Source organism: Streptococcus oralis (assembly GCF_026782125.1).
Classification (GTDB): Bacteria; Bacillota; Bacilli; order Lactobacillales; family Streptococcaceae; genus Streptococcus; species Streptococcus oralis_CE.
On the sequence record NZ_JAKUVY010000002.1, the window covers coordinates 21,614 to 48,392 of the forward strand.

Here is a 26,779-nt window from a genome sequence, read left to right on the forward strand (position 1 = left end):
ACCACAACCGGATCCGAAACCACAACCACAATCAGATCCAAAACCACAACCACAGCCAGATCCGAAACCACAACCACAACTTCCACCTCAACCAATCGAAGACAAAGTTATCCCAATCAACAAGTTTAGAAATGGTGAGCCTCAAAAAGAATTACCAAACACTGGTACAGAGGAACTTCCATTCTTATCACTTGCTGCATTTATTGGACTAGCATCGGCTGGATTTGCATTGTCTCAAAAGAAAAGAGAGGAAGACTAATCATACTGTCTTTGTTAACAAAAGTCAGATCAATTTGAATAGTTTAAAAGAGAGAACAAAAATTCTCTCTTTTGTGTTGTTATATAGGGGAAAAATACATTTTAAAAAGGCTCTTTGTCAACTGTTGATGGCTTATTTTTTACTGAAGTCGTAGTCTTTCACCACTTCGATACTATCAATGCTGATAGCAGACGTTGGTTTGTCTTTCTCATCTTTTTCAGCCTTGGCAATCTTGTCAACAATATCCATGCCATCGATGACTTGACCAAAGACAGGGTGTTTGCCGTCTAGACTTGGATTTCCACCTTCTTTATAGGCTTCGATGATTTTCTTTGGATACTTGCTTGTAGGGAGTTTAGCTGAAATATCTGTTGAGTTTTGGTTGATGAAGAACTGGCTACCATTGGTGTTTGGTTGACCAGTGTTAGCCATAGCAAGGGCTCCTCGGATATTGTATAGGTAAGGAGAGATTTCATTTTTGAAACCAGTTCCTTTGTCCTTCGTTTTATCCTTATTATGCCAGATAGATTGGCCACCTGTACCATCTCCCTTAGGATCTCCAGTTTGGACCATAAAGCCATCGATGACACGGTGGAAGGTGATGCCGTTATAGTAGCCTTCCTTAGCGTGAGTAAGGAAGTTTTCAACTGCAAGAGGTGCTAGTTTTGGAAAGAGTTTGATGCGGATATCGCCTTGATTTGTGTGTAAAATGACCTCAGCTTCGTCTTCAGCAACTTCCTTAGAAAGTTGAGGGAAGTTGGCATTTTCATTGGTCAAAGCGTCATTCAAATCTTTGGCAGCCTGAGCAGCCGCTTTTGAGCTTTCTTCAGCTGAGATGCTGGAGTCAACATACTCGTCACCACGGAGACCACGTTGGATACTAGTACATCCAGCAAGGGCTACAGTTGATAGTAAAAGAAGGGTTGCTAGTTTTTTCATTGTTAACCTCTCAAAAATTCATTTCTACCATTGTACCTTAAAAGAAGTTTGATTTCAAATGTTAATGATTTTACTAAAAATTTCTAGTAGTTAAAAAAATCAAAACTCTGTCAAGTTTTTTTCTTGACACCTGTCGAAAATCTGCTATAATAGAACATGTGCTAAATAGCTCAGCTATTTCACCGAAATAAAAAATAAGAAAAGAGACATTAAAAAATGGCAGTTAAAATCCGTTTGACTCGTATGGGTTCTAAGAAAAAACCTTTCTACCGTATCAACGTAGCAGACTCACGTTCACCACGTGACGGACGTTTCATCGAAACAGTTGGAACTTACAACCCACTTGTTGCTGAAAATCAAGTAACTTTGAAAGAAGACCGCGTTCTTGCATGGTTGGCTGATGGAGCTCAACCTTCAGATACAGTTCGCAACATCCTTTCAAAAGAAGGCGTATTGAAAAAATTCCACGATTCTAAATTCTCAAAATAAGTTTAAAGTAGGTTGACAGATGGATACGATTGAAAATCTCATTATTGCGATTGTGAAACCTTTGATTTCACAACCTGATGCCTTAACTATCAAGATTGAAGATACACCAGAGTTTTTGGAGTATCACTTGGATCTTGACCAAAGCGATGTCGGTCGTGTTATCGGTCGTAAGGGTCGCACTATCTCAGCGATAAGAACGATTGTCTACTCTGTCCCAACTGAAGACAAAAAAGTAAGAATCGTTATCGATGAAAAATAAAGAAAGCGGGACAGAAGTCTCGCTTTTTTTTGTGAGGAGGAGAAGATGAAGGATTTAACCTTTAGACAATTACAAGCTTACTTGCTCGAACATTACCAGCAATCTCGAACTGAGGAAGGCCTCTTTATCAAGCTAGTGGAGGAAGTTGGAGAAGTAGCCGAGGTCTTGAATGGGCGCTCTGGTCGAAAAGAGGGTGTCCAGGACTCAAATGAGGAACTAGCCAAAGAACTGGCAGATATTATTCACTACACTGTCGCAATTGCGGCTATCAACGATATTGACCTAACCAAAACTATCTTTGATAAAGATAAAAAAGCAGCCATTAAGTATCAGCACAAACAAGATTTGGAAGGATTTTTGGATAACTTCCAAGAGAACTAGGAGTAATCTCTTTTCACTAATATGAAAGGTTTCTCCTAGCTTACGCTAGCTAGTAAGAAAGAATAGAGAAAGCAATGAAACCAGAGGATTATGCATGGAATGAGTTTGAACGAACTGCCTATAAGACTAAAATGAATCACCTACCCAGTCCTTACAAAGTTGCCATTTGGGATGACTCTGAGAAAAGATTGGAGCTAGAACAAATACTGGATAGACTTCCTCAGGAAGAACTAGCTCGATGGGCATTAGAGAACTCGCAAGATTTCTTATCTTTAATTGATATCGGTGATGAAGGTGAGAAAAATAAAATAATTCGGCAAACTTATGAGGCTTTTGATGCACGATTGAGAAATGAGTTCTCATCTCATGAGTTGAGAAAAGCAGGTTTCGCAGCAAATCTCCTCTCTAAAAATGCCCAAAATCAAATCGCTAAGTACGCTGCCAGAGTCTTTGTACAAGCTATTTCAACAGCACATATGAGAGGACACGCCATCGTTTCCGCGGATTATGCTATCAAAGTAAGGAATCTCCAAGAGGCAGATAAGCTAGAACTTGTAAGAAAAGAACGAGAAAAGCAGATCAGACTGGCTGAATCCTTTTTAGCTAATGTAATAGATAAACGGTTAAAGAAGGAATAAAATACCAATCCTAGAAATAGCATCTAGGATTCTACTATGCTACAATGGAAAGGCAGTCTCAAAGAATTCTAGCCAATCAATCTTGAGAATAGCTATTTTTAAAGGGAGTAACATTCTATGAACGAGAAAACAAAAGCTTACCTAGCAGCCTTATCTTTTTCAGCCATCATTGGTTTTTCTTTTTTATTTACAAAGATTGCTTTAAGCTATGCCAGTCCTCTCACCAACTTAGCGCATCGCTATACAATCGCTGCTCTGGTATTGGTCATCCTTCATCAAACAAAACTTATCAATGTGAGTTTAAGCAGAAAAGATATTCTTTCTATTCTGCCTATGAGTCTTTTCTATCCAATCCTCTTTTTTATTTTCCAATCCTTTGCTTTACAGTATATATCGTCTTCTGAAGCGGGAATTTTACAGGCTCTTGTCCCGATTTTTACGCTCCTTTTGGCATCGGTTTTTCTCAAGGAGAAGACAAGTTTGCTACAAAAGTTCTTTTTAATTTTATCCGTAGCAGGAGTAGTTTTCATCTTCCTTAGCAAAGGAGCGAACTTTAGCACTGAAACTGCTAGCTTGGGCTTTCTCTTGATGTTGGGATCTGTTCTCGCCAATGCGATAAACAATATCCTCAGCAAGGCTAAAGGAGGTCGCTATCGGGCTATGGATATGACAGTTGTTGTGATATTTGTTGGCTTCGTCACCTTTAATACGTTGAGTCTGACCTCTCACTATCTAGAGGGGAACATATTAGCTTACTTTGCGCCACTTGGACAGGTACCCTATCTGCTTTCCATCCTCTATTTGGGAATTTTAGCATCTATCGTGACTGGTAGTCTTTCTATCTATGCTATCGTTCGCCTCGGCGCATCAACCGTCAGTGTCTTTGGCAATCTTGGAACAGTTTTGACCATTCTAGCTGGAGCTCTTATCCTCCACGAATCAATTTATAGCTACCATGTGATAGGAGCAACTTTGATTATTGCTGGAATCTTAGGCATGAATCTGATGAGAAAAAAGTAAAGATTGCTTAGCAGTCTTTTTCTTTACCTAAATGATGCAGAAAATTCAAAATTTTTAATGAAATCAAGTTTAGAAAACCATGATTTTAATATAGCATGATAAAATAGATACAAAGAATGATATCAGGATAAAGAGGAGCGAATGTAGTAATGAAGCCAAATGATATTGCTGAAGCTATTGCTTTTTATAACAGTGAACCCGAGACTTTGGAACGTCACATTATACCAGTATTAGATTGTGATTTGGTTGTTTATCATCGTCCTGGAAGCGCAAGTAAAGGACATATTATTTTTTATCATGGAGCTTGTGGACGCAGTCAGATGTGGGCCCACCAGTATAATGCTTTTGATGGATTTGACCTTTACTTTGTAAATGTTAGAGGGCAGGGTGAATCACCTATGAAAGTTGGGCTACCCGACTTAGAAGGCGCTATTCAAGATGTAGATGCCATTTTGTCCTATTTTAAGCTGGATAAGGTGATATTGGTTGGTCATTCTTGGGGAGGAAATCCACTTCAAGAGTATACCTATCGCCATCCAGAAAGAGTCCTAGCCTTGGTCATGGTAGATAGTTGGGGACAGCATCGATACTTATCAGAGAAAGAAAGAGGTCGAATCAAATATAGTTCTCTTATGTACAAAACGATTCCTTGGAAAGTGATTGCAGATAAGAACTCAAAAATGTGTACAGATAATCCTATCACAAGAGAATTGGTCAAGACTGCCATTATAGAAACTGGGCGAGATGTTTTCTTGAACCTTGGAATCACAGGGTTCTTGGCAGTCCATGAGATAGAAGGATATAAAGAAAATCCTCCCATGCTATTAGTAAGAGGAGAAAATGATTTCCCCAAACACCTAAAAATAATCTATGATGGGATTATTGCTCTAAATCCCAATGCGCGTCAAGTAACGATTTCAGACAGCAAACACCAACCGATGAATGACCACCCTAAAGAGTTTAATCAGATAGTTGGTGATTTTTTTGAAGAAGTAGTAGCCTTGTAAGATAGAACCTATCCAACTTGTGAAAATCCCTGGAACGTGATAAAATAAAGGATAGAAATAGATACAGGAGACAAGATGAACTACTTTAATGTTGGAAAAATCGTCAATACGCAGGGTCTACAGGGTGAGATGCGAGTCTTGTCTGTGACGGATTTTGCTGAAGAACGGTTTAAAAAAGGGGCAGAGCTGGCTTTATTTGATGAAAAAGATCAGTTTGTCCAAACAGTGACCATCGCAAGTCACCGTAAACATAAGAATTTTGACATTATCAAATTCAAAGACATGTACCATATCAATGCGATTGAAAAGTACAAGGGTTATAATCTCAAGGTTGCTGAGGAAGATTTGAACGATTTAAATGATGGTGAATTCTACTATCATGAAATTATCGGTTTGGATGTTTACGAGGGAGATAACTTGATAGGGACTATCAAGGAAATTCTGCAACCAGGAGCCAATGATGTCTGGGTGGTAAAGCGAAAAGGTAAGCGAGATTTGCTTTTACCTTACATTCCGCCAGTAGTTCTCAATGTTGATATTCTAAACAAGCGGGTCGAAGTGGAAATCTTAGAAGGGTTAGATGATGAAGATTGATATTTTAACCCTCTTTCCGGAGATGTTTTCTCCGCTGGAGCACTCGATTGTTGGAAAGGCTCGAGAAAAAGGGCTCTTGGATATCCAGTACCATAATTTCAGAGAATACGCTGAAAAAGCCCGTCATGTTGACGATGAGCCCTACGGAGGCGGTCAAGGAATGTTGCTCCGTGCCCAACCTATTTTCGATGCCTTTGATGCTATTGAAAAGAAAAATCCCCGTGTCATTCTTCTTGATCCTGCTGGGAAACAGTTCGATCAAGCTTACGCTGAGGATTTGGCTCAGGAAGAGGAACTGATCTTTATCTGTGGTCACTATGAAGGGTATGACGAGCGCATCAAAACCTTGGTAACCGATGAAATTTCCCTAGGAGACTATGTTTTGACTGGTGGTGAATTGGCGGCCATGACCATGATTGATGCGACCGTGCGCTTGATACCAGAAGTGATTGGTAAGGAGTCCAGTCACCAGGATGATAGCTTTTCTTCAGGTCTTCTCGAATATCCTCAGTATACACGCCCTTATGACTATCGAGGTATGGTCGTTCCAGATGTTCTCATGAGTGGGCACCATGAAAAGATTCGCCAGTGGCGACTGTATGAGAGTCTAAAGAAAACCTACAAGCGAAGACCTGACCTGCTAGAAAACTATCAACTAACAGCCGAAGAAGAAAAGATGCTGGCTGAAATCAGAGAAAACAAAGAATAAAGGAGAACCTTATGCAAGTAATCAAACGTAATGGAGAAATTGCTGAATTTGATCCAGATAAAATTTACCAAGCTGTCCTAAAAGCAGCTCAAACAGTTTATGTTTTGACCGATGACCTGCGTCAAAACTTAGCGCAAGTTACTAAAAAAGTCGTTTTGGACTTGGAAGAGGCAAAAGTAGAACGTGCTACTATCAGCATGATCCAATCAATGGTCGAGCACCGCTTACTTGGAGCTGGTTACATTACCATTGCAGAACACTATATCTCTTATCGCTTGCAACGCGATTTGGAGAGAAGTGGTTATGGCGACCATATCGCAGTTCACCTTCATTTTGAACAAATCCGTTAAGAAAAAGAGTGGGATGCAAAGAACATCTCACTCTTTCTTAAATAGGCTTTTCTGAGCTTTTTGTACAGTTGAGGGAACAAAACGAAGTCGTTTAATATCACTGATACGAATGATTCGGGTCACGTTTTTTGAAAAATTTTTGACGATAATTTGTTGGCGATTAGCATCGTGTTTAACAATATCACCCGTAAAACTTGTCTCAGCAAGTATGACATGAATAGCCGACTTTTTCTGGATGGCTTGTTCAATCATAGCAGTTAGGGAGTTGTCCTCGATTTGAGAATGATCATCATTCCCATTGAGAAAACCATGTAGTTTATCTAGAACTAGTTTGAATGTCTGTCTCATAGAATCCTCCCTTCTTATATATCCACATTATATAAAATTTTCTTAAAAACCACAAGATTTTTACGAATAGATTATAGAAAGCATATCACATAAAGGAGTTAAAATGGCAGAATTTACATTTGAGATCGAAGAACACTTGCTCACCTTGTCTGAAAATGACAAAGGATGGACAAAAGAACTAAATCGCGTTAGCTTTAATGGAGCACCAGCAAAGTTTGATATTCGTTCTTGGAGTCCTGACCATACTAAAATGGGCAAAGGAATCACGCTTTCCAATGAAGAATTTCAGGTAATGGTCGATGCCTTTAAAGGGGGACAATAAAAAGAATCTTGAGTGCAACTCAAGATTCTTTTTTTATGACACAATATAGTCACAGAGAGAAGTTTTAGACAATTGAATGAAAGTCTCTCTATACTCTTCAGGGGTGATTGGATTATCTTTACGAATCCAGACTTCAATGAAAGAGATTGCCATGGTCGTAATGATATAAGCGATGTCCTCTTTATTAAAATTATATTTCAGTTGGTAATTGACATTCTTGAGGACCCATTCAGAGTATGTTCCACGAAGAAATTCCTTCCAACATGGGTCGACTTGTGTGGTATACAAGGTGTTAACAACTTCCCTTTTTTCGTATATGAGAGGAAGTATATGGTCTGCTAAAAAGCTGATAGGATCTCCATCATTGCTAGGGCAGTACTTATTAAAGACGTTAAAAATGTGCTGATTGGTCTCTTCGTGAATGTATTCAATAATATCTTCAAAGTTGTTAAAATGCTTTTGATAAATCGCTTGTCGTGAAATACCAGCTTCAGCAGCAATTTCAGTCATTGTAAAGGAACTACGCTGAGGATTTTTCTTAGCTAGTGTGATGAGAGCTCTAATGATTAGCTCACGAGTATTCTTTGCCATAGAATTACCTTTCTACTTATAATTATTTAGAGTTATTTTTGAATGAAGAAAAATCAGAATGTTCAAGTTAATATAAACAATCAATGAACATTAAATTTTCTGAATCTTTTAGGTAGCTCTATTGTATCACAAATAATTTATAAAATATAGCTCAATCATTGAAAATGCGTTTTCTGAAAAGTATACAATTGCTAAGCATCCAAAATCAATGGAAGCTTATTTGGTTTGAATCAATTAGAATACTTTTCTACTTTGCATATCGTGAATAACTATAATTTGAAGAATAAAACGATTAATATTCATACTGGTATAAGAATAGTCAAGTAGCTAAATAGTGTACAGTTGATTCTTAGAAAGGAAATAGTCCAGAACAATTGTTCTGGACTATTCTTTTATCTTGAAAAATATGGAAGGCTTTTCAATCGTTTGAGTAGGGGACGACTAATGAAACTAATGGCAATAATCTTACCAAGATCAGGGAGGATAAAGGGAAGGACACCGACAGCTAGCGCCTTATCGAATGGCATCCCGGCAAGGAAGTGGAGGCTGAGAATACCTCCGACAAAGACGAGGGAGTCACCCAAGAGGTTGGCTAGGAAAATGCGAATGTAGCCACTATTTTGATGGATGAGATAAGATGTAAGTCCAGCATAGACAAGGTCGAACCAAAGATAGCCTGCACTTGGGCCGACTAAAACGTGAAATCCAGCTCCTCCCCCTGCAAAAACAGGTAAACCAATGGCACCCAGTAGGAGATAGAGAGCTACAGATAGGACGGCTTCTCTGGGTCTAAAAACAGTAGCAATCAGACCGATCGCAAAGTTTTGTAGAGTGAAGGGGACAGGACCGATAGGGAGACTGATTTGTGCTAAAACGGCGATGAGAGCAGCACCGATAGCAGGGATAGCGTAGATATGAGCTTTTTTCAAAACTGTTAACCTCTTTTCAAAAATATAGTAACTATTATACTAATTCAGAAGAAAAAGTCAACCTATTTTTTATAACAAGGTAACAATTTTGTATCAGCCGATTTTGCAAGTAAAAAGAGACCTCAAGAGGTCTCTTACGATAATTAGCGCATGGTCACAAATTCTTCTGAGGCAGTTGGGTGGATAGCTACTGTAGCATCAAAGTCTGCCTTGGTTGCTCCCATCTTGATGGCAACAGCGAATCCTTGAATCATCTCATCCACTCCGTAACCAAGTCCGTGAAGTCCAACAACTTTTTCGTCAGCACCGGCAGTGATAAGTTTGAAGCGCGATTCTTGACGATGGTTTGTAACGGCTGAGTACATAGATGCAAAGCTTGACTTGTAGATTTTGATGTTATCTTGGCCGTATTCTTTGATAGCTTGATCCTCAGTTAAACCAACGGTTCCGATTGCTGGGTGGGAGAAGACAACAGTAGGAATAGTCGTGTAGTCCATCTTAGCATTTGTTTTCCCGTTGAAGAGGCGTTCAGATAGGGTACGTCCTGCCTTGATGGCTACTGGGGTTAGTTCCTTCTCACCAGTAACGTCTCCAAGAGCATAGATGCCATCTACAACTGTATTTTGATACTCATCCACTTGGATAAATCCACGTTGGTTGAGTGTAACTCCAGCCTTTTCTAACTCCAGACCGTCTACATTTGGACGGCGACCGGTAGCCCAAATAACTTGGCTAGCAGTGTGACTAGAACCGTCTTCGAAATGAATAGTAATACCTTGATCCGTTTCTTCGAGCTTGACGGGTACCTTGTGTGTGTGCAAAGGTAGACCTGTTTTTTCCATTTCATTGACAAGTCCTTCAACGATGTAGCTGTCAAAACTACGCAAGGGACGATCACGACGGACAAACAAATCCGTTTTTACTCCTAGCGCGTGGAGAACACCTGCTAATTCAACGGCGATATAGCCAGCTCCAAGAATCGCAACAGATTCAGGAAGTTGTTCCCAAGCAAAGACATCGTCTGAACTACCACCGAGTTCAGCTCCAGGAATAGTTGGGATGCTTGGGCGAGCACCAGTCGCAATCACGATATGTTTGGCACGAATCAATTCACCATTAACGCTGACGGTGTGGGAATCAACAAAATGAGCACGGCCTTCAATCAAATCAACGCCGTTACGCTTGAAACTTCCATCATAAGATGAGCGAGCACGGTCGATGTAGGCTTCACGGTTTTGACGAAGTTTTGCGAAATCAAATTGAACATCTGAACTTGTAAAACCGTAGTCAGGGCCGTAGTGGTGGAGGCTTTCAGCGATTTGCGCTCCATACCACATGATTTTTTTAGGAACACAGCCGACATTGACGCAGGTTCCACCTAATTTTTTCTCTTCGATAACAGCTGCTTTAGCACCGTGTTCGCCAGCGCGGTTCATAGTGGCAATGCCACCGCTTCCTCCACCGATGGCGATGATATCATATTCTCTCATAGAAAACTCCTTATAGCTTTGATAGTCATATTCTATCGTTTTTATTTTTTGAATGCAAAAATCTGCTACGATAAAAAAATTATAAAAACGCTTGCCAAATTCCAAAAGATATTGTATTATATATCTAGCACAATAATCCAATAAATGAATACCGAACGAAATGATGATCCTGAATTGTCATTGTTTCCATCTGAACTGTTATTGTTTGGGCTTGGTGTTTCTGATATAATGGTTTTTGTAAGGCAAAAATATAAAGGAGCTTGAAAATGAAAAGAAATAAGAAGGCAAAAAAATGGCAATTATACACAGCAATTGGTGTTGCCAGTGCTATTGTTATCGGTGCTGCGGGGATTTTGATTTTTAGACAACCTTCTCAGTCAGCAGTCAAGGAGGAAACATCTCATATCGTTACTGCTAAGGAAGGTTCAGTTGCTTCATCGGTTCTCTTATCAGGTACGGTTACAGCAAAAAATGAACAATACGTTTATTTTGATGCTAGTAAGGGAGATTTAGATGAAATTCTCGTTTCGGTTGGGGACAAGGTCGAAGAAGGGCAAGCGTTGGTCAAATACAGCAGTGCAGATGCTCAAGCTGCCTATGATGCAGCTGATCGTGCAGTTGCAAAAGCAGACCGTCATATCGAGGAGTTAAACAAAGCTCGTGAGAATGCATCAGCTGCACCAGCTTCTCCACAGGTTCCAACAGAAGCTGGACTCCCAGAACAAGCGCAAGCAGCGACTTCTTCCGTATCTTCTATTGATTCTCAAATAAGTGATGCCAAGGATAACCGTGCAGATGCTGTGGCTCAGCTTAACAAGGCTCAAGCTCAGCTAGATGCTGCAACTGTCCTCAGTACACTAGAAGGGACTGTAGTTGAAGTTAATCGTAATGTTTCCAAATCGCCAACAGGTAATAGCCAAGTGGTAGTACATGTTGTAAGTAATGAAAACTTGCAAGTCAAAGGGGAGTTGTCTGAATACAACCTTGCTAATCTTTCTGTTGGGCAAGAAGTTACCTTTACTTCGAAGGTTTATCAAGATAAGAGCTGGACAGGAAAAATCAGCTATATTTCTGATTATCCTAAAAACAACGGAGAAGCAGCAAATGCAGCCCTTGGAGGAAATACTGGATCTAAGTACCCTTATACTGTTGATGTGACTAGCGATATCGGTGAGTTGAAACAAGGCTTCTCAGTCAGTGTTGAAGTCAAAAACAAAAGTAAAGCCATCCTTGTTCCTTTAACCAGTGTTGTTACCGAAAATGACAAAAACTATGTCTGGCTTTTAGACGACCAGAAAAAAGCGAAGAAGGTAGAAGTTACTTTGGGGAATGCGGACGCAGACAACCAAGAAATTACTTCAGGTTTGACAGACGGTGCCAAGGTCATCAGTAATCCAACATCTTCCTTGGAAGAAGGAAAAGAGGTGAAGGCTGATGAAGAAACTAATTAGTCTCAAAAATATCTGCAGGAGTTATCGAAATGGTGACCAAGAACTGCAGGTCCTAAAAAATATTAACTTAGAAGTTCAAGAAGGTGAGTTTGTCGCCATTATGGGACCGTCCGGTTCTGGTAAGTCCACTTTGATGAATACCATCGGAATGTTGGATACACCAACCAGTGGAGAGTACTACCTTGAAGGGCAAGAAGTTGCAGGTCTTGGAGAGAAACAGCTTGCCAAGGTCCGCAACCAGCAAATCGGCTTTGTATTTCAGCAGTTCTTTCTCTTGTCCAAACTCAATGCACTTCAAAACGTCGAATTGCCCTTGATTTACGCTGGAGTTTCAGCTTCAAAACGTCGAAAATTGGCTGAGGAATTTCTGGAAAAGGTTGAGCTAACGGAGCGCAATCAGCATTTGCCTTCCGAGTTATCAGGTGGTCAAAAGCAACGTGTAGCGATTGCGCGTGCCTTGGTAAATAATCCCTCTATCATCCTAGCAGACGAACCCACAGGAGCCTTGGATACCAAGACAGGAAATCAAATCATGCAACTGTTGGTGGAGTTAAACAAGGAAGGGAAGACCATTATCATGGTCACGCATGAGCCTGAGATTGCCGCCTATGCCAAACGCCAAATTGTCATTCGTGATGGGGTTATCTCATCAGACAGTGCTCAGGTAGAAAAGGAGGAAAACTAGATGCAGAATCTGAAATTTGCCTTTTCATCCATTATGGCCCACAAGATGCGTTCCTTCCTGACCATGATCGGGATTATCATCGGAGTTTCGTCTGTCGTCGTCATCATGGCACTGGGAGACTCCATGTCTCGTCAGGTCAATAAAAACATGACCAAATCACAAAAGGATATCCATGTCTTTTTCTCTCCTATCAAAAGCAAGGACGGCTCCTTTACGCAGAAACAATCCGCTTTGACAGTCAGTGGGAAAGAAGAGGATGTTCATGTTGAACCACCAAAACCACTGGAGTCTTGGGTCAAGGAGGCTGCTAAACTCAAAGGAGTAGACAGTTACTATGTCACCAACTCGACCAACGTTACCCTATCTTATAAGGATAAGAAGGTTGAACGAGCGACTCTGACAGGCGGAAATAGCACCTACATGAACGCAGTTGAAAATGAAATCGTTGCGGGTAGAAGTCTGAGACCGCAAGACTACAAGGAATTTGCCAGTGTGATTTTGTTGGATGAAGAACTAGCCAAGAGTTTGTTTGATAGTCCAGAAGCTGCGGTTAATCAAGTCATCTCTGTCAATGAATTTAGTTACCGTGTGATTGGCGTTTATACTAGCAATGAAGCTAAAACTGCTAAAGCCTTTGGGATTGGTGGTCTTCCAATTACGACCAATATCTCTCTCGCAGCCAATTTTAATACTGATGAAATCTCGAACATCGTCTTTCGTGTCAATGATACTAGTCTAACGCAGACCTTGGGTCCAGAGTTGGCTCGAAAACTGACTGAGATTGCAGGTCTTCAACAAGGGGAGTACCAAGTTGCAGACGCAACTGCCGCCTTCCAAGAAGTACAACAACTATTTGGTTTTATGACCACTGTTATCAGTGCCATCGCAGGAATCTCTCTCTTTGTCGGGGGAACTGGTGTTATGAATATCATGCTGGTTTCGGTAACAGAACGCACGCGTGAGATTGGTCTGCGGAAAGCTCTCGGAGCTACGCGAGCTAATATCTTAGTTCAGTTTTTGATTGAATCCATGATTTTGACTTTGCTAGGTGGTGTCATCGGTCTTGGGATTGCTGCTGGAATGACCATGTTAGCCGGAGTATTGCTTCAAAACATGATTGCAGGTATCGAAGTTGGGGTTTCCCTCCCAATCGCTCTCTTTAGCTTGGCTGTATCAGCTAGCGTTGGTATGATATTTGGTGTCTTACCAGCCAATAAAGCCTCTAAGCTTGATCCGATAGAAGCCCTTCGCTATGAATAAGATATAGAACAGAAAAAACAAGATGGACATTTGTCTGTCTTGTTTTTGTATGAATTTCTCTATCGAAAATCACTAAAAATATGATATAATGAAGTGTTAGAAAAACAGGTTTCATTTGCCTGGAAAGGAAAAAATATGTCTGAAAAGAATTTTTATATTACAACACCGATTTACTATCCATCTGGTAAACTTCATATCGGTTCTGCCTACACAACTATCGCCTGTGATGTCTTAGCACGTTACAAACGCCTTATGGGCTACGATGTCTTTTATCTGACTGGTCTTGATGAGCATGGCCAAAAGATTCAACAAAAAGCAGAAGAAGCTGGGATTACACCACAAGCCTATGTTGATGGCATGGTAGTTGGAGTTAAAGAACTCTGGCAATTACTGGATATCTCATATGATAAATTTATCCGTACCACAGACGATTACCATGAAAAAGTGGTGGCTCAAGTCTTTGAACGTTTGCTTGCTCAAGATGACATCTACTTGGGAGAATACTCTGGTTGGTATTCAGTCTCAGATGAAGAATTCTTTACAGAAAGCCAGCTTGCGGAAGTCTTTCGTGATGAATCTGGAAATGTGACGGGCGGTATCGCTCCATCAGGACATGAAGTGGAATGGGTTTCAGAAGAGTCTTATTTCCTTCGCCTCAGCAAATACCAAGACCGTTTGGTTGAATTTTTCAAATCGCACCCTGATTTCATCACTCCAGATGGTCGTCTTAATGAAATGTTACGTAATTTCATTGAGCCAGGTTTGGAAGATTTGGCAGTGTCTCGTACAACCTTTACCTGGGGTGTGCCAGTACCATCTAATCCAAAACACGTTGTCTATGTTTGGATCGATGCCCTTCTCAACTATGCGACTGCTCTTGGTTATGGTCAAGACGATCATGCTAACTTTGACAAGTTCTGGAACGGAACAGTCTTCCACATGGTCGGAAAAGATATTCTCCGTTTCCATTCAATCTACTGGCCAATCTTGCTCATGATGCTCGATATCAAGTTGCCAGAACGTTTGATTGCTCATGGTTGGTTTGTCATGAAAGACGGCAAGATGTCTAAGTCTAAAGGGAATGTCGTTTATCCTGAAATGTTAGTAGAACGCTATGGTCTCGATCCACTTCGTTACTACCTCATGCGTAGCCTTCCAGTTGGTTCAGACGGAACCTTCACTCCTGAGGACTATGTAGGCCGTATCAACTATGAATTGGCAAATGACCTAGGAAACCTCCTTAACCGTACGGTTTCCATGATCAACAAGTACTTTGATGGTCAAATTCCTGCCTATGTAGAGGGTGTAACAGAGTTTGATAATGCTCTTGCTGAGGTTGCAGAACAATCAATCGCAGACTACCATTCACACATGGAGGCAGTTGACTACCCACGTGCTTTAGAAGCAGTCTGGACACTTATCTCTCGTACTAACAAATACATCGATGAGACAGCCCCATGGGTCTTGGCTAAGGATGAAGCACTTCGTGATCAATTGGCAAGTGTTATGAGCCACTTGGCAGCTAGCCTTCGTGTCGTTGCTCACTTGATTGAACCGTTTATGATGGAAACCAGTCGCGCAGTCTTGACTCAGCTTGGTCTCGCAGAAGTTTCTAGCCTTGAGAACTTGAGTTTGGCTGACTTCCCAGCAGATGTGACTGTAGTTTCCAAAGGGACACCAATCTTCCCACGTCTGGATATGGAAGAAGAAATCGCCTATATCAAGGAACAAATGGAAGGCAACAAACCAGCAGTTGAAAAAGAATGGAATCCAGATGAAGTTGAACTCAAACTCAACAAGGATGAAATCAAGTTTGAAGACTTTGATAAGGTTGAAATCCGTGTCGCAGAAGTCAAAGAAGTTTCTAAAGTGGAAGGTTCTGATAAGTTGCTCCAATTCCGTCTAGATGTTGGTGATGGTGAAGATCGTCAAATCCTCTCAGGAATTGCCAAATACTATCCAAACGAACAAGAATTGGTCGGCAAGAAAGTCCAAATCGTTGCCAACCTCAAACCACGCAAGATGATGAAAAAATATGTCAGCCAAGGGATGATTCTCTCAGCTGAACATGATGGACAATTAACCCTTCTCACAGTTGATCCAGCTGTACCAAACGGAAGTGTGATTGGATAAAAATTTAAAGATAAAAACAGTTTTCTATTTTTAACATAGAAAAACTGTTTTTTTACTAATATAAATAATATTTGGGAGATTGGGAATGAAGAAAAATACTATTCTTTATTTGGGTATTATTTTACTACTTGTTATTTTTCTTTTATTTTCTTTATTTATAAATCGTAAAGAAAGTAAAAAACAAGATGTGCAATCAACTACTACTAAAGTCATAAAATCAGATGTTTTGGACATTTCAGGTGATTATATTTCTTCTACAGGTGAGAAAGCTACTGTTGTTAAGAATGGTCAAAATTGGAGAATTTTATATAATACAGACGAAGGTAATGTATTTGGAGACTTTTCTACAGATTGGAAGGAAGATGACAACGATAGTTCTTCTGTTACAGAATTTAATAAGTCAGACGGAAACAAGGATTTTAAAATATCTATTTCAGTTAATAATGTAGATGATTCATCTAAAATTTTAAAGGTAATCACCTTATCTGACGGAAATAAGAATCATGAGATGGTATTTGCTAGTAGGAGTGATTATTTTAAAAATAGTAAGGATAATATTCTTCAAGGAGATTTAAGCTCTTTTGAAGGGACATACTCTAATGACGATTTAGAAAAAGAAATAGCGGAATCAAATTTTAATTTGTATGGGTACAGTCCTGAAGATTTTTTTGAAGATAAAACTTCAATCTTCCCAAAATTATATAATCAAGAGGGAAACTGGATTTTTTGGAGCGGTTCTACACATGCTCAATTCAAGCTAGATAAAAGTAAAAAACCGAAGAAAAATAATGGCTATTATGAGGTCTATTTTTTAGGGGATAATAAAAATGCAATTATTGGGCAAGAGTTAGTGTTAACATTTATCCCTGCTAATGAAACTGGACCAGATAATGGAAAATTTCAAGAAAATAGAATTCTTTATGGAAAAAGCTATCTTAGACCATATAAAGTGGGTTGGTGGGAAATTTACCAAAAAAATTCAATTTCAGAAGCCGATCTAGATATTGAAGCGATTGAAAATGGTGATATTTCAACACTTGTTGGAACATGGAGGAATGGTCGTGGTAAGGAATTGATAATTAATCCTGATGGAACAACAGGGAATGGAAATAGGATTAAAGTAATAGAAGATTCATCTAAGAAGAGCAGTGTTCCATATGTTAGTTTACAAAGTGGTCCTACGAGCGCAGCTATAGGATTGTTTAAAATAGGATTTAAAAACCCAATGGGTGACCAATCAGATATTTCACGGCCACGCTTAATTGTTAGTCAATCAGCTGGAAATTATGATAAAGATTTTTATTATTATAGAGTAAAGTCAAGTGATTCTCATTAGTAGGTGAAATGTTCAGTAATCAGATAGCATTTGAGCTTTTTTTCGAGTTTAATAATTTTATGAAATACTTATTCTGATGTACTCCTCTCAGCTGAACATGATGGACAATTAATCCTTCTCACAGTTGATCCAGCTGTACCAAACGGAAGTGTGATTGGGTAATAGCAAAAAACCAACGTTAGGCGCGTTGGTTTTTCTTGTTTTGTACGAGATTTTCTAAGAAGTGGTCCATCTCCTTTTGCGACCGGAGGACAATTACTTTCTCTGGATAGGTTTCTTGAACCCGTTGATAGCGTTCTTTAGCATTCTTTGTCCGCCCATCCCAGAGAATCCATCTGATAAATTCCCAGTCAAAGCGCTCGGGGCAACCTGCAGCCATACTTTCTCGGACCTTTCCTCGGTATGTGAGATACCGTTTAAAGGCTCGAAAGAGACAAGCCCATGGGGAAAAGTTGAGAAAGATGATTTGGTTAGCTTCCTGAATTCTTTCTTCATAGCAGCACCAAGAGTAGTTTCCATCTATGACCCAAGATTTATATTTAGTGAGGAAGTTTTTCATCTCGGCTTTCATCCAATCACGGTCACTGTCTTGCCAACCAGGTTGAAATTGGAGTGTATCCATATGCAGTTTTGGGATAGAGTAGTAGTTTGACAACTTTTCAGTTAGAGTTGACTTGCCGGCTCCAGAATATCCGATGATTGCTATTTTCATTTTCTACTTTTCCTTATTGAGGACAAAAAAACAGCCTCTATGGACTGTTTCTTATTTAGCAAGTTTAGCTGAAAGACGAGCTTTATCACGGCTTGCTTTGTTTTTATGAATCAAACCTTTAGTTTCTGCTTTGTCGATAGCTGAGCTAGCAGCACGGAAAAGTTCTTCAGAAGGGTTTGCTTCGAAAGCTTTGATAGCAGTACGCATAGCTGATTTTTGAGCTGAGTTTTTTTCGTTTTGTTTAACGTTCAATTCAGCGCGTTTGATAGCTGATTTAATGTTTGCCAATGTTCTTACCTCCATATTTACTAACTATACTATTATATCTGAAAACTTATGTTTTGACAAGGGGAAATTATTTTTTTAGGTAAATTTCATCGATTTCATGGTTTTTAGTCTTGTGGAGAATAACCTCGGCGCGATTCCTTGTCGGTTCGATATAGTTTTGTAGATTTGTGAGATTAATACTGGTCCAAACCTGATGTGCAAAGGCTTCAACTTCTCCAATTGGCATTTGCGTAAAACGGTGGTAGTAGTTGTTGGGATCATTTTGGGCAAAGCTGAGTAGTTTTAAGAAACGATCCAGATACCAGCTTTCAATATCCTCGACAGCAGCATCCACATAGATGGAGAAATCAAAGAAATCAGTGATGTAAAGGCGCTCATTTTGAGGATTTTGAAAGACATTAATCCCCTCGACAATGACAAAATCAGCAGCTTTGACACATTGTTTCTCTCCAGGAACGATGTCATACACTTCATGAGAATAGACAGGAATATCGACATCTTGGCCATTTTTTAGGCGATCAAGAAAATTCAGCAAGACTTCCATATCATAACTTTCAGGAAAACCTTTGCGATTTAAGATATCTTGGTCCATCAAGGTTTGATTGGGATAGAGAAAACCGTCAGTTGTCACTAGCTCTACAGTAGCATCCGGTAGAGTACGTGATAGAAGAATCTGAAGTAAGCGACTAGTAGTCGATTTCCCCACAGCAACACTTCCAGAAACCCCAATAATAAAAGGCTGAGATTTACTTTCGCGTTGAAGAAAAATTCCTTTTGAAAATGCCAAATCATCCTTGGTGCGCTTGTAAATATGGATAAGATGAACTAGGGGAAGATAGACATCTGTTACGTCCTGTAGACTAATCTGGTCATTGAAACTCTTGATGGATTCTAACTCTTCCTCTGTCAAGGGAGGGGTTGTTTTGCGATGCAATGATTGCCAAGTCTGGCGACTGATTTTTTCAAAATGTAAAAATTCGTTGGTCATTTGTTTTCCCCTAGATATTTTGTTTATCATACCATAAAAAGCTAAAAAGATAAAGCGGTTTCTTGATGGTAGTAAGTCAATATCGTATAATAGAGGTAGATGGAGGTTGAATAATTTAATGATGAGATAGAGAATGGTTTCTGAAGACTTATCAGTTATTGAAAGTGGGCTTTTTGGTTCACAACTTATAGGAGGTGTGTCATGAAAATCTTAAAAAGTTATATATTGGAACTCTGTTTTATTTTAAGTTTTGCCTTACCTTTTATAAGGGGAGCGAATGCGGATAATGGTAGACGCTTTGTAGAAACCTATTACGGTTTTACCTTCTTAATGGATCATCTCCTTGTAACAGCTGTCTTTATCTGTTCGCTCTTGATTGCCTGGCTAGTAAAAAAGCAGTGGACGAAATGGCTTGCTGCTGGTAGTTATCTATTTTTGATTTTGTGGATTGCTACAGAAGGATATCTATTCCGTATGTCACTAGAAGATTTGATACGACTTTGGACAAGTTTGGAAATCTTGACACAAACTTATCAGTTGGGTTTTTATCTAAACATCATATTGGGAATCTTGTTGCTAATCAAGTATTTTAAGGTTAAGCAATAGTGATAAAAATGCGCTTGATTACAGGCGATCTGTTTTTTCCTGACTATGATAATTTGTAGTTCCCGATAGATTGTAATGTATTTCTAATAATTGAAAGAGATTGAAGAAAAGGTCTTTTTGACTTGGTTTCTTCAGTCTTTTTCATTTTGTCATCACTTTGTAAACGATTTACAATTCAAGCCAAATTATGGTAAAATAGTTTTATGAGTAAAATGTATTATGCAGAAAATCCTGATGCTGCTCACGACATTCATGAGTTGAGAGTGGAGTTGTTGGGAGAAAACATGACCTTTTTGACGGATGCGGGTGTTTTTAGCAAGAAAATGGTTGATTTTGGGAGTCAGCTCTTGCTCAAGTGTCTAGAGGTAAATGAAGGAGAGACGGTCCTTGATGTGGGTTGTGGTTATGGGCCATTGGGCTTGTCATTGGCCAAGGCTTATGGAGTTCAGGCAACCATGGTAGATATCAATAATCGTGCCTTGGACTTAGCGCAACAAAATGCTGAACGTAATAAAGTAGAAGCAACGATTTTCCAATCCAATATCTATGAACAAGTTGAAGGGAAGTTTGACCATGTTATTTCCAATCCGCCGATTCGAGCGGGCAAACAGGTTGTTCATGAGATTATCGAAAAGAGCAGAGATTTCTTGAAAGACAGAGGAGATTTAACCATCGTCATTCAGAAAAAACAAGGAGCTCCAAGTGCTAAAAGTAAGATGGAAGACGTTTTTGGAAATTGTGAAATCGTAAAGAAAGATAAGGGATATTATATCCTTAGAAGTGTGAAAGAATGAGAGCAGTTGATTTAATTCAAAAGAAACGAGATGGTCAAGAACTGACTACGGCTGAAATCAAATGGTTGGTAGAAGGCTATGTGGCTGGAACTGTTCCAGACTATCAGATGTCTGCTTTTGCTATGGCTGTTTATTTTAAAGGAATGACCACACGTGAGATTTCTGATCTAACGATGAATATGGTCAAGACAGGTCAGGAGTTTGACTTGTCAGCTATTGATGGGGTTAAAGTTGATAAGCATTCGACTGGTGGTGTAGGTGATAAGGTGACTTTAATCTTGGCTCCCCTTGTTGCGAGTTTCGGAGTGCCCGTTGCTAAGATGAGTGGTCGTGGTCTAGGCCATACTGGTGGAACAATTGATAAATTGGAGTCCATTAAGGGCTACCAAGTCGAGCGAAGTCAAGAGGATTTCATTCGTCAGGTACAGGATATTGGTGTATCTGTCATTGGGCAGTCCGATCAGTTGGTTAAAGCAGACAAACTTCTCTATGCCCTCCGAGATGTGACCGCAACTGTCGACACGATTCCTTTGATTGCTAGTTCTGTTATGAGCAAGAAAATTGCTGCAGGAGCGGATGCCATTTTGCTAGACGTAACGGTCGGTGAGGGTGCCTTCATGAAGACGGTTGATGAGGCGCGCGAATTAGCTCAAACCATGGTGGATCTTGGTAAGGCTGTTGGTCGAAAAACAGTAGCAGTCATTACCGATATGAGTCAGCCCTTGGGAAGAGCCATTGGCAATCGTCTCGAAATCCTTGAGGCATTGGAGATTTTACAAGGGAAAGGCCGTCAGGATATTACCCACTTTATCTGTGAATTGGCTCAGATTATGCTTGGCTTGGCTGATGTTGAGAAAACGATCAAGGAAATCCGTCAACACCTGGAAAATGGCCAAGCGCTGGCTAAGTTTGAAGAAATGGTAGCAGCACAAGGCGGCGATTTAGAAGATCTTTATCGTCCAGTCAAAGTTGCCCATGTGGTGGAAATTCCAGCTCAAGATACAGGTGTTATTTCAGCTCTTCCTGCAATGGAATTTGGGCTCTATGCCATGAGACTAGGAGCTGGTCGTGCAATCAAGTCTGATGACTTGGACTATGAAACAGGGATTGTTTTTGAAAAGAAAGTTGGAGACTCCGTTCAAAAGGGTGAAATTGTTGCAAAAGTTTATACAAATGGAAAAATTTCTTCTGAACTAGTTACAGAATTTCAAAAATATGTTAAAATAAATGATGGAGTGCAAAGTTTACGAGAAATTATAGAAATTATCTCATAAAACCAGGGAGAATCCGAATATGAAGTTAAATAAATATATTGATCATACGCTTTTAAAGCAAGATGCAAGTCAAGAACAAATTGATCGTTTGCTATCTGAAGCGCGTGAGTATGACTTTGCCAGCGTTTGTGTCAATCCCACATGGGTGAAACATGCGAAAACAGGGCTTGAAGGCTCAGATGTAAAGGTTTGTACAGTAATAGGTTTTCCTTTGGGAGCAACAACTTCAGCTGTGAAAGCTTTTGAAACAAAAGAAGCTGTTCAAAACGGTGCGGATGAGATTGATATGGTTATCAATGTTGGTGCCCTAAAATCAGGCAATCTAGATTTAGTTGAATCGGACATCCGTGCTGTCGTAGAAGCAAGTGGTGACAAGTTGGTTAAGGTCATTATTGAAGCTTGCTTGTTGACAGACGATGAAAAGGTTGTGGCCTGCCAATTATCCCAGAAAGCAGGCGCTGACTTTGTCAAAACATCAACTGGATTTTCAACAGGTGGTGCCACTATTGAGGATGTTCAGTTGATGCGTGAAACAGTCGGGCCAGATATGGGAGTTAAGGCGGCTGGTGGAGCTCGTTCATATGCAGATGCTGTCGCTTTTGTGGAAGCAGGTGCTACCCGTATCGGAACATCTGCTGGCGTTGCGATTTTAAAAGGAGAATTGGCAGATGGCGACTACTGAGTTAATTGAACTAGCAATTGAAACCAGCAAACAAGCCTATGTCCCCTATTCTCATTTTCCCATAGGTGCTGTTTTAGTAGCCAATGATGGTAGTATTTATACGGGTGTGAACATCGAGAATGCTAGCTATCCCTTGACTAATTGTGGAGAACGTACTGCTATTTTTAAAGCAGTTTCGGAGGGGCAACGGGAGTTTTCAGAATTGATTGTCTACGGACAAACTGAAAAACCTATCTCGCCATGTGGTGCTTGCCGCCAGGTCATGGTTGAATTTTTTGAACAAGATCTAAAAGTGACTTTAGTCGCTAAAGATAAATCGACGGTCGAGATGACGGTCGGGGAGTTACTTCCATACTCATTTACAGACTTAAATTAGTCTGAGTCACTCTCTGAGTGACGCGGTCCTTGTGGCCAACCAATCCATACTTGCAACATCGTTGCACATCTTATTTAGGAGGTTCAGTAATGAACAAGAAACAATGGCTAGGCCTTGGTCTAGTTGCAGTAGCAGCAGTTGGACTTGCTGCATGTGGTAACCGCTCTTCTCGTAACGCCGCTTCATCTTCATCAGAAATGAAGACCAAAGCAGCAATCGTAACAGATACTGGTGGTGTTGATGATAAATCATTTAACCAATCAGCTTGGGAAGGTTTGCAAGACTGGGGTAAAGAACACAATCTTTCTAAAGATAAAGGTTACACTTACTTCCAATCAACAAGCGAAGCAGACTATGCTAACAACTTGCAACAAGCGGCTGGAAGTTACAACCTGATCTTCGGTGTTGGTTTTGCCCTTCACAATGCAGTTGAGGAAGCAGCAAAAGACCACTCTGACCTAAACTATGTCTTGATTGATGATGTGATTGAAGGTCAAAAGAATGTTGCGAGCGTAAGATTTGCAGATAATGAAGCAGCTTACCTTGCTGGTGTTGCAGCAGCGAAAACTACGAAAACAAAACAAGTTGGTTTTGTAGGTGGTATCGAATCTGAAGTTATTTCACGTTTTGCAGCTGGATTCAAAGCTGGTGTTGAGTCAGTAGACCCATCTATCAAAGTCCAAGTTGACTACGCTGGTTCATTTGGTGATGCTGCCAAAGGTAAAACAATTGCAGCAGCTCAATACGCTGCCGGTGCAGACGTTGTCTACCAAGCAGCTGGTGGTACAGGTGCTGGTGTCTTTGCTGAAGCAAAATCATTGAACGAAAACAAAAATGAAGACGAAAAAGTTTGGGTTATCGGTGTAGACCGTGACCAAGCAGCAGAAGGTAAATACACTTCTAAAGATGGTAAAGAATCTAACTTCGTTCTTGTATCTACATTGAAACAAGTTGGTACAACTGTAAAAGATATTGCCAACAAAACAGAAAAAGGTGAATTCCCTGGTGGACAAGTGATTGTTTACTCATTGAAAGATAAAGGGGTTGAGCTAGCAGTAACAAACCTTTCAGAAGAAGGTAAAAAAGCTGTTGAAGATGCAAAAGCTAAGATCCTTGACGGAAGCGTAAAAGTTCCTGAAAAATAATGGATAAAAGTCATTTCTTAGGAAGCGGCCATTGGTCGCTTCTTTAAGAATTGAGGCAATTTTTGTCTCAATAGAGCTTGTTAATGTGATTAGCAGGTTTTATTGAAATAAAATAAACCTCTGAAAGGAAGAGCATATGGCACACGAAAATGTCATTGAGATGCGGGATATTACCAAGGTGTTTGGTGAATTTGTAGCAAACGACAAAATCAACTTGCAACTGCGAAAAGGTGAAATCCATGCACTTTTAGGAGAAAATGGAGCGGGTAAATCCACTCTGATGAATATGCTGGCAGGACTTCTTGAACCAACGAGTGGTGAAATTGTGGTGAATGGTCAGGTTGTAAAACTAGACTCACCATCTAAAGCCGCTGGTCTTGGAATTGGGATGGTTCACCAACATTTCATGTTGGTTGAAGCTTTTACAGTAGCTGAGAATATCATTTTAGGGAGTGAAATCACTAAAAATGGTGTTCTAGATATAGCTGGTGCTACTAAAGAAATCAAGGCTCTTTCTGAACGTTATGGTTTGGCAGTGGATCCAGCTGCTAAGGTGGCGGATATTTCCGTTGGTGCCCAACAACGTGTAGAGATCTTGAAAACACTCTATCGTGGTGCTGATATCCTTATCTTTGACGAACCTACAGCCGTATTGACTCCTTCAGAGATTGATGAGTTGATGGCAATCATGAAAAACCTTGTCAAAGAAGGGAAGTCTATCATTTTGATTACCCATAAACTGGATGAGATTCGTGCGGTATCCAATCGAGTCACGGTTATCCGTCGTGGGAAATCAATCCAGACAGTTGAAATCGCAGGGGCAACAAATGCGGACTTGGCAGAAATGATGGTTGGACGCTCAGTCTCCTTTAAAACGGAAAAACAGGCACCACAACCAAAAGAAGTGGTCTTGTCTATCAAGGACTTGGTTGTCAATGAAAACCGCGGTGTACCAGCTGTGAAGAATCTTTCTTTGGATGTTCGTGCTGGTGAAATTGTTGGTATTGCAGGGATTGATGGCAATGGTCAATCTGAACTCATTCAAGCCATTACAGGCCTTCGTAAGGTTGAGTCAGGTAGCGTTGAATTAAAAGGCAAATCAATCGTGGGGATGCATCCTCGACAAATTACTGAACTAAGCGTGGGCCACGTTCCAGAGGACCGTCACCGTGATGGCTTGATTTTGGAGATGATGATTTCTGAAAATATCGCTCTTCAAACCTACTACAAAGAACCACTCAGCAAAAATGGCATCTTGAACTATGCCAATATCACTTCACATGCTAAGAAATTAATGGAAGAATTTGACGTCCGTGCGGCAAGCGAATTTGTTCCAGCAGCAGCTCTTTCAGGAGGAAATCAACAAAAAGCGATTATCGCTCGTGAGATTGATCGTGATCCTGATCTCCTTATCGTCAGCCAACCAACTCGTGGTTTGGATGTCGGTGCCATTGAATATATCCACAAACGTTTGATTGAAGAGCGTGATAACGGTAAGGCTGTCCTTGTTGTCAGCTTTGAATTGGATGAGATTTTAAATGTCTCAGACCGAATTGCTGTTATTCACGATGGTAAGATTCAAGGTATTGTATCGCCAGAAACAACTAACAAACAAGAACTTGGTGTCTTGATGGCAGGTGGAAACTTGGGAAAGGAGAAGAGTGATGTCTAAAAAATTACAACAAATTTCGGTTCCCTTGATTTCCGTATTCTTAGGAATCTTGCTCGGAGCCATTGTCATGTGGATCTTCGGATATGATGCTATCTGGGGCTATGAGGAGTTGTTCTATACAGCTTTTGGTAGCCTCCGTGGAATTGGAGAAATTTTCCGTGCCATGGGTCCTCTTGTCTTGATAGGTCTTGGTTTCGCAGTTGCCAGTCGAGCAGGTTTCTTCAACGTCGGACTTCCTGGTCAGGCTCTTGCGGGTTGGATCCTCAGTGGTTGGTTTGCCTTGTCAAATCCAGATATGCCTCGTCTCGTTTTGATTCCATTAACAGTGATCATTGCTTTGATTGCAGGTGGAATCGTTGGTGCGATTCCAGGGATCCTTAGAGCCTATCTCGGTACGTCAGAGGTTATCGTGACCATCATGATGAACTACATTGTATTGTATGTGGGAAATGCCTTTATTCATGCCTTTCCTAAAGATATTATGCAAAGTACAGACTCAACGATTCGTGTTAGTGCCAACGCCACATACCAGACACCATGGTTATCAGAGTTGACTGGAAATTCCCGTATGAATATCGGAATCTTCTTTGCAATCATTGCTGTAGCTGTGATTTGGTTCTTGCTCAAGAAAACGACTCTCGGTTTTGAAATTCGTGCAGTTGGTCTCAATCCTCATGCTTCAGAGTACGCTGGTATTTCAGCAAAACGTACAATCATTCTATCAATGATTATCTCTGGTGCTCTGGCTGGTCTTGGTGGAGCGGTCGAAGGTCTTGGTACCTTCCAAAACGTTTACGTTCAGGGATCATCATTAGCTATCGGATTTAACGGGATGGCAGTTAGTTTGCTTGCTGGAAATTCACCAATTGGAATTCTCTTTGCAGCCTTCTTATTTGGAGTTTTGCAAGTAGGAGCACCGGGTATGAACGCAGCGCAAGTTCCGTCTGAGCTTGTCAGCATTGTAACAGCGTCTATTATCTTCTTTGTCAGCGTTCACTACATTATCGAACGCTTTGTCAAACCTAAAAAACAAGTTAAAGGAGGTAAGTAAG

At 40.3% G+C, this 26,779-nt stretch carries 32 protein-coding genes; 24 read left to right on the forward strand and 8 right to left on the reverse strand.

What is annotated here, in order from left to right; genetic code table 11:
* A partial coding sequence (locus tag MK385_RS01610; protein WP_268725111.1) for an LPXTG cell wall anchor domain-containing protein occupies window positions 1–259 on the forward strand: 259 nt, incomplete at its 5' end.
* A gap of 132 nt (window positions 260–391) precedes the next feature.
* Here the strand turns inward: MK385_RS01610 and MK385_RS01615 are convergent.
* On the reverse strand, window positions 392–1,198 hold the full coding sequence (locus MK385_RS01615) for a peptidylprolyl isomerase (RefSeq protein ID WP_268725112.1): 807 nt from the start codon (window positions 1,196–1,198) through the stop codon (window positions 392–394).
* A gap of 216 nt (window positions 1,199–1,414) precedes the next feature.
* Between MK385_RS01615 and rpsP the strand changes: the two genes are divergently transcribed.
* From rpsP to MK385_RS01660, 9 genes are all read left to right on the forward strand, one after another.
* Window positions 1,415–1,687, forward strand: coding sequence for a 30S ribosomal protein S16 (rpsP, locus tag MK385_RS01620; RefSeq protein ID WP_000268760.1), 273 nt, complete (start codon window positions 1,415–1,417; stop codon window positions 1,685–1,687).
* A 19-nt stretch (window positions 1,688–1,706) separates the two neighbouring features.
* Complete coding sequence (gene kphA / locus MK385_RS01625) at window positions 1,707–1,946, forward strand: RNA-binding protein KphA (protein ID WP_000379617.1); 240 nt, start codon at window positions 1,707–1,709, stop codon at window positions 1,944–1,946.
* Window positions 1,947–1,991: 45 nt separating this feature from the next.
* Window positions 1,992–2,327, forward strand: coding sequence for a MazG nucleotide pyrophosphohydrolase domain-containing protein (locus MK385_RS01630; protein ID WP_049485066.1), 336 nt, complete (start codon window positions 1,992–1,994; stop codon window positions 2,325–2,327).
* A 74-nt stretch (window positions 2,328–2,401) separates the two neighbouring features.
* On the forward strand, window positions 2,402–2,965 hold the full coding sequence (locus MK385_RS01635) for a putative immunity protein (RefSeq protein WP_049485065.1): 564 nt from the start codon (window positions 2,402–2,404) through the stop codon (window positions 2,963–2,965).
* 117 nt (window positions 2,966–3,082) lie between these two features.
* Window positions 3,083–3,985 (forward strand): DMT family transporter, encoded by a 903-nt coding sequence (locus MK385_RS01640; protein WP_268725113.1) that lies wholly within the window; start codon window positions 3,083–3,085, stop codon window positions 3,983–3,985.
* Between the two features lie 149 nt (window positions 3,986–4,134).
* Complete coding sequence (locus tag MK385_RS01645) at window positions 4,135–4,992, forward strand: alpha/beta fold hydrolase (protein ID WP_268725114.1); 858 nt, start codon at window positions 4,135–4,137, stop codon at window positions 4,990–4,992.
* A 75-nt stretch (window positions 4,993–5,067) separates the two neighbouring features.
* Window positions 5,068–5,586: a ribosome maturation factor RimM gene (gene rimM / locus MK385_RS01650; protein WP_129313114.1), complete on the forward strand. Its 519-nt coding sequence runs from the start codon at window positions 5,068–5,070 to the stop codon at window positions 5,584–5,586.
* Window positions 5,576–6,295 carry a tRNA (guanosine(37)-N1)-methyltransferase TrmD gene (gene trmD, locus MK385_RS01655; protein ID WP_129313162.1) on the forward strand — a complete coding sequence of 240 codons (720 nt, stop codon included), beginning with the start codon at window positions 5,576–5,578 and terminating at the stop codon, window positions 6,293–6,295. Before rimM ends, trmD begins: the two co-directional genes overlap by 11 nt.
* Window positions 6,296–6,306: 11 nt before the next feature.
* A complete protein-coding gene (locus tag MK385_RS01660; protein ID WP_001196045.1) occupies window positions 6,307–6,645 on the forward strand; it encodes an ATP cone domain-containing protein in 339 nt (112 codons plus the stop codon).
* A 27-nt stretch (window positions 6,646–6,672) separates the two neighbouring features.
* Here MK385_RS01660 and MK385_RS01665 read toward each other — a convergent pair whose 3' ends face one another.
* Entirely contained in the window at window positions 6,673–6,993 is a 321-nt protein-coding gene (locus tag MK385_RS01665) for a eukaryotic translation initiation factor 4 gamma (protein ID WP_125441097.1), read from the reverse strand.
* A 103-nt stretch (window positions 6,994–7,096) separates the two neighbouring features.
* Here MK385_RS01665 and MK385_RS01670 point away from each other — a divergent pair, with 103 nt between their 5' ends.
* Complete coding sequence (locus tag MK385_RS01670) at window positions 7,097–7,315, forward strand: YdbC family protein (protein ID WP_000807419.1); 219 nt, start codon at window positions 7,097–7,099, stop codon at window positions 7,313–7,315.
* 33 nt (window positions 7,316–7,348) lie between these two features.
* Here the strand turns inward: MK385_RS01670 and MK385_RS01675 are convergent, their stop codons facing one another.
* From MK385_RS01675 to gor, 3 genes are all read right to left on the reverse strand, one after another.
* A complete protein-coding gene (locus MK385_RS01675; RefSeq protein ID WP_268725115.1) occupies window positions 7,349–7,906 on the reverse strand; it encodes a TetR/AcrR family transcriptional regulator in 558 nt (185 codons plus the stop codon).
* Between the two features lie 392 nt (window positions 7,907–8,298).
* The gene (locus MK385_RS01680) at window positions 8,299–8,835 is read right to left on the reverse strand and encodes a biotin transporter BioY (protein ID WP_268725116.1); all 537 of its coding nucleotides are present in this window, start codon (window positions 8,833–8,835) and stop codon (window positions 8,299–8,301) included.
* A gap of 143 nt (window positions 8,836–8,978) precedes the next feature.
* Window positions 8,979–10,325, reverse strand: a complete 1,347-nt coding sequence (gene gor, locus MK385_RS01685) for a glutathione-disulfide reductase (RefSeq protein WP_268725117.1) — start codon at window positions 10,323–10,325, stop codon at window positions 8,979–8,981.
* Window positions 10,326–10,591: 266 nt separating this feature from the next.
* Between gor and MK385_RS01690 the strand changes: the two genes are divergently transcribed.
* The 5 genes from MK385_RS01690 to MK385_RS01710 all read left to right on the forward strand — a co-directional run bounded on the left by MK385_RS01690 (window position 10,592) and on the right by MK385_RS01710 (window position 17,190).
* The gene (locus tag MK385_RS01690) at window positions 10,592–11,776 is read left to right on the forward strand and encodes an efflux RND transporter periplasmic adaptor subunit (RefSeq protein ID WP_129313108.1); all 1,185 of its coding nucleotides are present in this window, start codon (window positions 10,592–10,594) and stop codon (window positions 11,774–11,776) included.
* Window positions 11,760–12,461, forward strand: coding sequence for an ABC transporter ATP-binding protein (locus tag MK385_RS01695; protein WP_129313106.1), 702 nt, complete (start codon window positions 11,760–11,762; stop codon window positions 12,459–12,461). The genes MK385_RS01690 and MK385_RS01695 overlap by 17 nt, the downstream gene beginning before the upstream one ends.
* Window positions 12,462–13,721, forward strand: coding sequence for an ABC transporter permease (locus MK385_RS01700; protein ID WP_001180394.1), 1,260 nt, complete (start codon window positions 12,462–12,464; stop codon window positions 13,719–13,721).
* 135 nt (window positions 13,722–13,856) lie between these two features.
* Window positions 13,857–15,854 carry a methionine--tRNA ligase gene (gene metG, locus MK385_RS01705; protein WP_268725118.1) on the forward strand — a complete coding sequence of 666 codons (1,998 nt, stop codon included), beginning with the start codon at window positions 13,857–13,859 and terminating at the stop codon, window positions 15,852–15,854.
* Between the two features lie 85 nt (window positions 15,855–15,939).
* Window positions 15,940–17,190 carry a DUF6287 domain-containing protein gene (locus MK385_RS01710; RefSeq protein ID WP_268725119.1) on the forward strand — a complete coding sequence of 417 codons (1,251 nt, stop codon included), beginning with the start codon at window positions 15,940–15,942 and terminating at the stop codon, window positions 17,188–17,190.
* 178 nt (window positions 17,191–17,368) lie between these two features.
* On the opposite strand, the gene MK385_RS01715 is transcribed toward MK385_RS01710, so the two are convergent.
* From MK385_RS01715 to coaA, 3 genes are all read right to left on the reverse strand, one after another.
* Window positions 17,369–17,902 (reverse strand): DNA topology modulation protein, encoded by a 534-nt coding sequence (locus tag MK385_RS01715; protein WP_268725120.1) that lies wholly within the window; start codon window positions 17,900–17,902, stop codon window positions 17,369–17,371.
* 51 nt (window positions 17,903–17,953) lie between these two features.
* On the reverse strand, window positions 17,954–18,190 hold the full coding sequence (gene rpsT / locus MK385_RS01720) for a 30S ribosomal protein S20 (protein ID WP_001274000.1): 237 nt from the start codon (window positions 18,188–18,190) through the stop codon (window positions 17,954–17,956).
* Between the two features lie 67 nt (window positions 18,191–18,257).
* Window positions 18,258–19,178, reverse strand: coding sequence for a type I pantothenate kinase (gene coaA, locus MK385_RS01725; RefSeq protein ID WP_268725121.1), 921 nt, complete (start codon window positions 19,176–19,178; stop codon window positions 18,258–18,260).
* A 201-nt stretch (window positions 19,179–19,379) separates the two neighbouring features.
* Between coaA and MK385_RS01730 the strand changes: the two genes are divergently transcribed.
* The 8 genes from MK385_RS01730 to MK385_RS01765 all read left to right on the forward strand — a co-directional run bounded on the left by MK385_RS01730 (window position 19,380) and on the right by MK385_RS01765 (window position 26,778).
* Window positions 19,380–19,784: a hypothetical protein gene (locus tag MK385_RS01730; RefSeq protein ID WP_084921795.1), complete on the forward strand. Its 405-nt coding sequence runs from the start codon at window positions 19,380–19,382 to the stop codon at window positions 19,782–19,784.
* A gap of 203 nt (window positions 19,785–19,987) precedes the next feature.
* Entirely contained in the window at window positions 19,988–20,578 is a 591-nt protein-coding gene (locus tag MK385_RS01735) for a class I SAM-dependent methyltransferase (protein WP_268725122.1), read from the forward strand.
* Window positions 20,575–21,852, forward strand: a complete 1,278-nt coding sequence (locus MK385_RS01740) for a pyrimidine-nucleoside phosphorylase (RefSeq protein ID WP_268725123.1) — start codon at window positions 20,575–20,577, stop codon at window positions 21,850–21,852. The genes MK385_RS01735 and MK385_RS01740 overlap by 4 nt, the downstream gene beginning before the upstream one ends.
* 19 nt (window positions 21,853–21,871) lie before the next feature.
* Entirely contained in the window at window positions 21,872–22,534 is a 663-nt protein-coding gene (gene deoC / locus MK385_RS01745; RefSeq protein ID WP_268725124.1) for a deoxyribose-phosphate aldolase, read from the forward strand.
* Window positions 22,521–22,910, forward strand: a complete 390-nt coding sequence (locus MK385_RS01750) for a cytidine deaminase (protein ID WP_268725125.1) — start codon at window positions 22,521–22,523, stop codon at window positions 22,908–22,910. Before deoC ends, MK385_RS01750 begins: the two co-directional genes overlap by 14 nt.
* Before the next feature lie 89 nt (window positions 22,911–22,999).
* On the forward strand, window positions 23,000–24,055 hold the full coding sequence (locus MK385_RS01755) for a BMP family lipoprotein (protein WP_049477645.1): 1,056 nt from the start codon (window positions 23,000–23,002) through the stop codon (window positions 24,053–24,055).
* Window positions 24,056–24,191: 136 nt separating this feature from the next.
* Window positions 24,192–25,727: an ABC transporter ATP-binding protein gene (locus MK385_RS01760; RefSeq protein WP_000929834.1), complete on the forward strand. Its 1,536-nt coding sequence runs from the start codon at window positions 24,192–24,194 to the stop codon at window positions 25,725–25,727.
* On the forward strand, window positions 25,720–26,778 hold the full coding sequence (locus MK385_RS01765; protein ID WP_000038681.1) for an ABC transporter permease: 1,059 nt from the start codon (window positions 25,720–25,722) through the stop codon (window positions 26,776–26,778). The genes MK385_RS01760 and MK385_RS01765 overlap by 8 nt, the downstream gene beginning before the upstream one ends.
* The last annotated feature ends 1 nt before the right edge of the window (window position 26,779 follow it).

Bases quoted from the DNA above. Each gene is read 5' to 3' on its own strand.
- gor (WP_268725117.1), bottom strand. From the start codon at position 10,325: ATGAGAGAATATGATATCATCGCCATCGGTGGAGGAAGCGGTGGCATT.
- MK385_RS01635 (WP_049485065.1), top strand. From the start codon at position 2,402: ATGAAACCAGAGGATTATGCATGGAATGAGTTTGAACGAACTGCCTAT.
- MK385_RS01675 (WP_268725115.1), bottom strand. From the start codon at position 7,906: ATGGCAAAGAATACTCGTGAGCTAATCATTAGAGCTCTCATCACACTA.
- MK385_RS01630 (WP_049485066.1), top strand. From the start codon at position 1,992: ATGAAGGATTTAACCTTTAGACAATTACAAGCTTACTTGCTCGAACAT.
- MK385_RS01670 (WP_000807419.1), top strand. From the start codon at position 7,097: ATGGCAGAATTTACATTTGAGATCGAAGAACACTTGCTCACCTTGTCT.
- kphA (WP_000379617.1), top strand. From the start codon at position 1,707: ATGGATACGATTGAAAATCTCATTATTGCGATTGTGAAACCTTTGATT.
- MK385_RS01760 (WP_000929834.1), top strand. From the start codon at position 24,192: ATGGCACACGAAAATGTCATTGAGATGCGGGATATTACCAAGGTGTTT.
- MK385_RS01735 (WP_268725122.1), top strand. From the start codon at position 19,988: ATGAGTAAAATGTATTATGCAGAAAATCCTGATGCTGCTCACGACATT.
- MK385_RS01695 (WP_129313106.1), top strand. From the start codon at position 11,760: ATGAAGAAACTAATTAGTCTCAAAAATATCTGCAGGAGTTATCGAAAT.
- MK385_RS01710 (WP_268725119.1), top strand. From the start codon at position 15,940: ATGAAGAAAAATACTATTCTTTATTTGGGTATTATTTTACTACTTGTT.
- MK385_RS01740 (WP_268725123.1), top strand. From the start codon at position 20,575: ATGAGAGCAGTTGATTTAATTCAAAAGAAACGAGATGGTCAAGAACTG.
- MK385_RS01615 (WP_268725112.1), bottom strand. From the start codon at position 1,198: ATGAAAAAACTAGCAACCCTTCTTTTACTATCAACTGTAGCCCTTGCT.
- trmD (WP_129313162.1), top strand. From the start codon at position 5,576: ATGAAGATTGATATTTTAACCCTCTTTCCGGAGATGTTTTCTCCGCTG.
- rpsP (WP_000268760.1), top strand. From the start codon at position 1,415: ATGGCAGTTAAAATCCGTTTGACTCGTATGGGTTCTAAGAAAAAACCT.
- deoC (WP_268725124.1), top strand. From the start codon at position 21,872: ATGAAGTTAAATAAATATATTGATCATACGCTTTTAAAGCAAGATGCA.
- MK385_RS01660 (WP_001196045.1), top strand. From the start codon at position 6,307: ATGCAAGTAATCAAACGTAATGGAGAAATTGCTGAATTTGATCCAGAT.
- MK385_RS01755 (WP_049477645.1), top strand. From the start codon at position 23,000: ATGAACAAGAAACAATGGCTAGGCCTTGGTCTAGTTGCAGTAGCAGCA.
- coaA (WP_268725121.1), bottom strand. From the start codon at position 19,178: ATGACCAACGAATTTTTACATTTTGAAAAAATCAGTCGCCAGACTTGG.
- MK385_RS01690 (WP_129313108.1), top strand. From the start codon at position 10,592: ATGAAAAGAAATAAGAAGGCAAAAAAATGGCAATTATACACAGCAATT.
- MK385_RS01715 (WP_268725120.1), bottom strand. From the start codon at position 17,902: ATGAAAATAGCAATCATCGGATATTCTGGAGCCGGCAAGTCAACTCTA.
- MK385_RS01640 (WP_268725113.1), top strand. From the start codon at position 3,083: ATGAACGAGAAAACAAAAGCTTACCTAGCAGCCTTATCTTTTTCAGCC.
- MK385_RS01700 (WP_001180394.1), top strand. From the start codon at position 12,462: ATGCAGAATCTGAAATTTGCCTTTTCATCCATTATGGCCCACAAGATG.
- MK385_RS01645 (WP_268725114.1), top strand. From the start codon at position 4,135: ATGAAGCCAAATGATATTGCTGAAGCTATTGCTTTTTATAACAGTGAA.
- MK385_RS01665 (WP_125441097.1), bottom strand. From the start codon at position 6,993: ATGAGACAGACATTCAAACTAGTTCTAGATAAACTACATGGTTTTCTC.
- MK385_RS01730 (WP_084921795.1), top strand. From the start codon at position 19,380: ATGAAAATCTTAAAAAGTTATATATTGGAACTCTGTTTTATTTTAAGT.
- MK385_RS01765 (WP_000038681.1), top strand. From the start codon at position 25,720: ATGTCTAAAAAATTACAACAAATTTCGGTTCCCTTGATTTCCGTATTC.
- rimM (WP_129313114.1), top strand. From the start codon at position 5,068: ATGAACTACTTTAATGTTGGAAAAATCGTCAATACGCAGGGTCTACAG.
- metG (WP_268725118.1), top strand. From the start codon at position 13,857: ATGTCTGAAAAGAATTTTTATATTACAACACCGATTTACTATCCATCT.
- MK385_RS01750 (WP_268725125.1), top strand. From the start codon at position 22,521: ATGGCGACTACTGAGTTAATTGAACTAGCAATTGAAACCAGCAAACAA.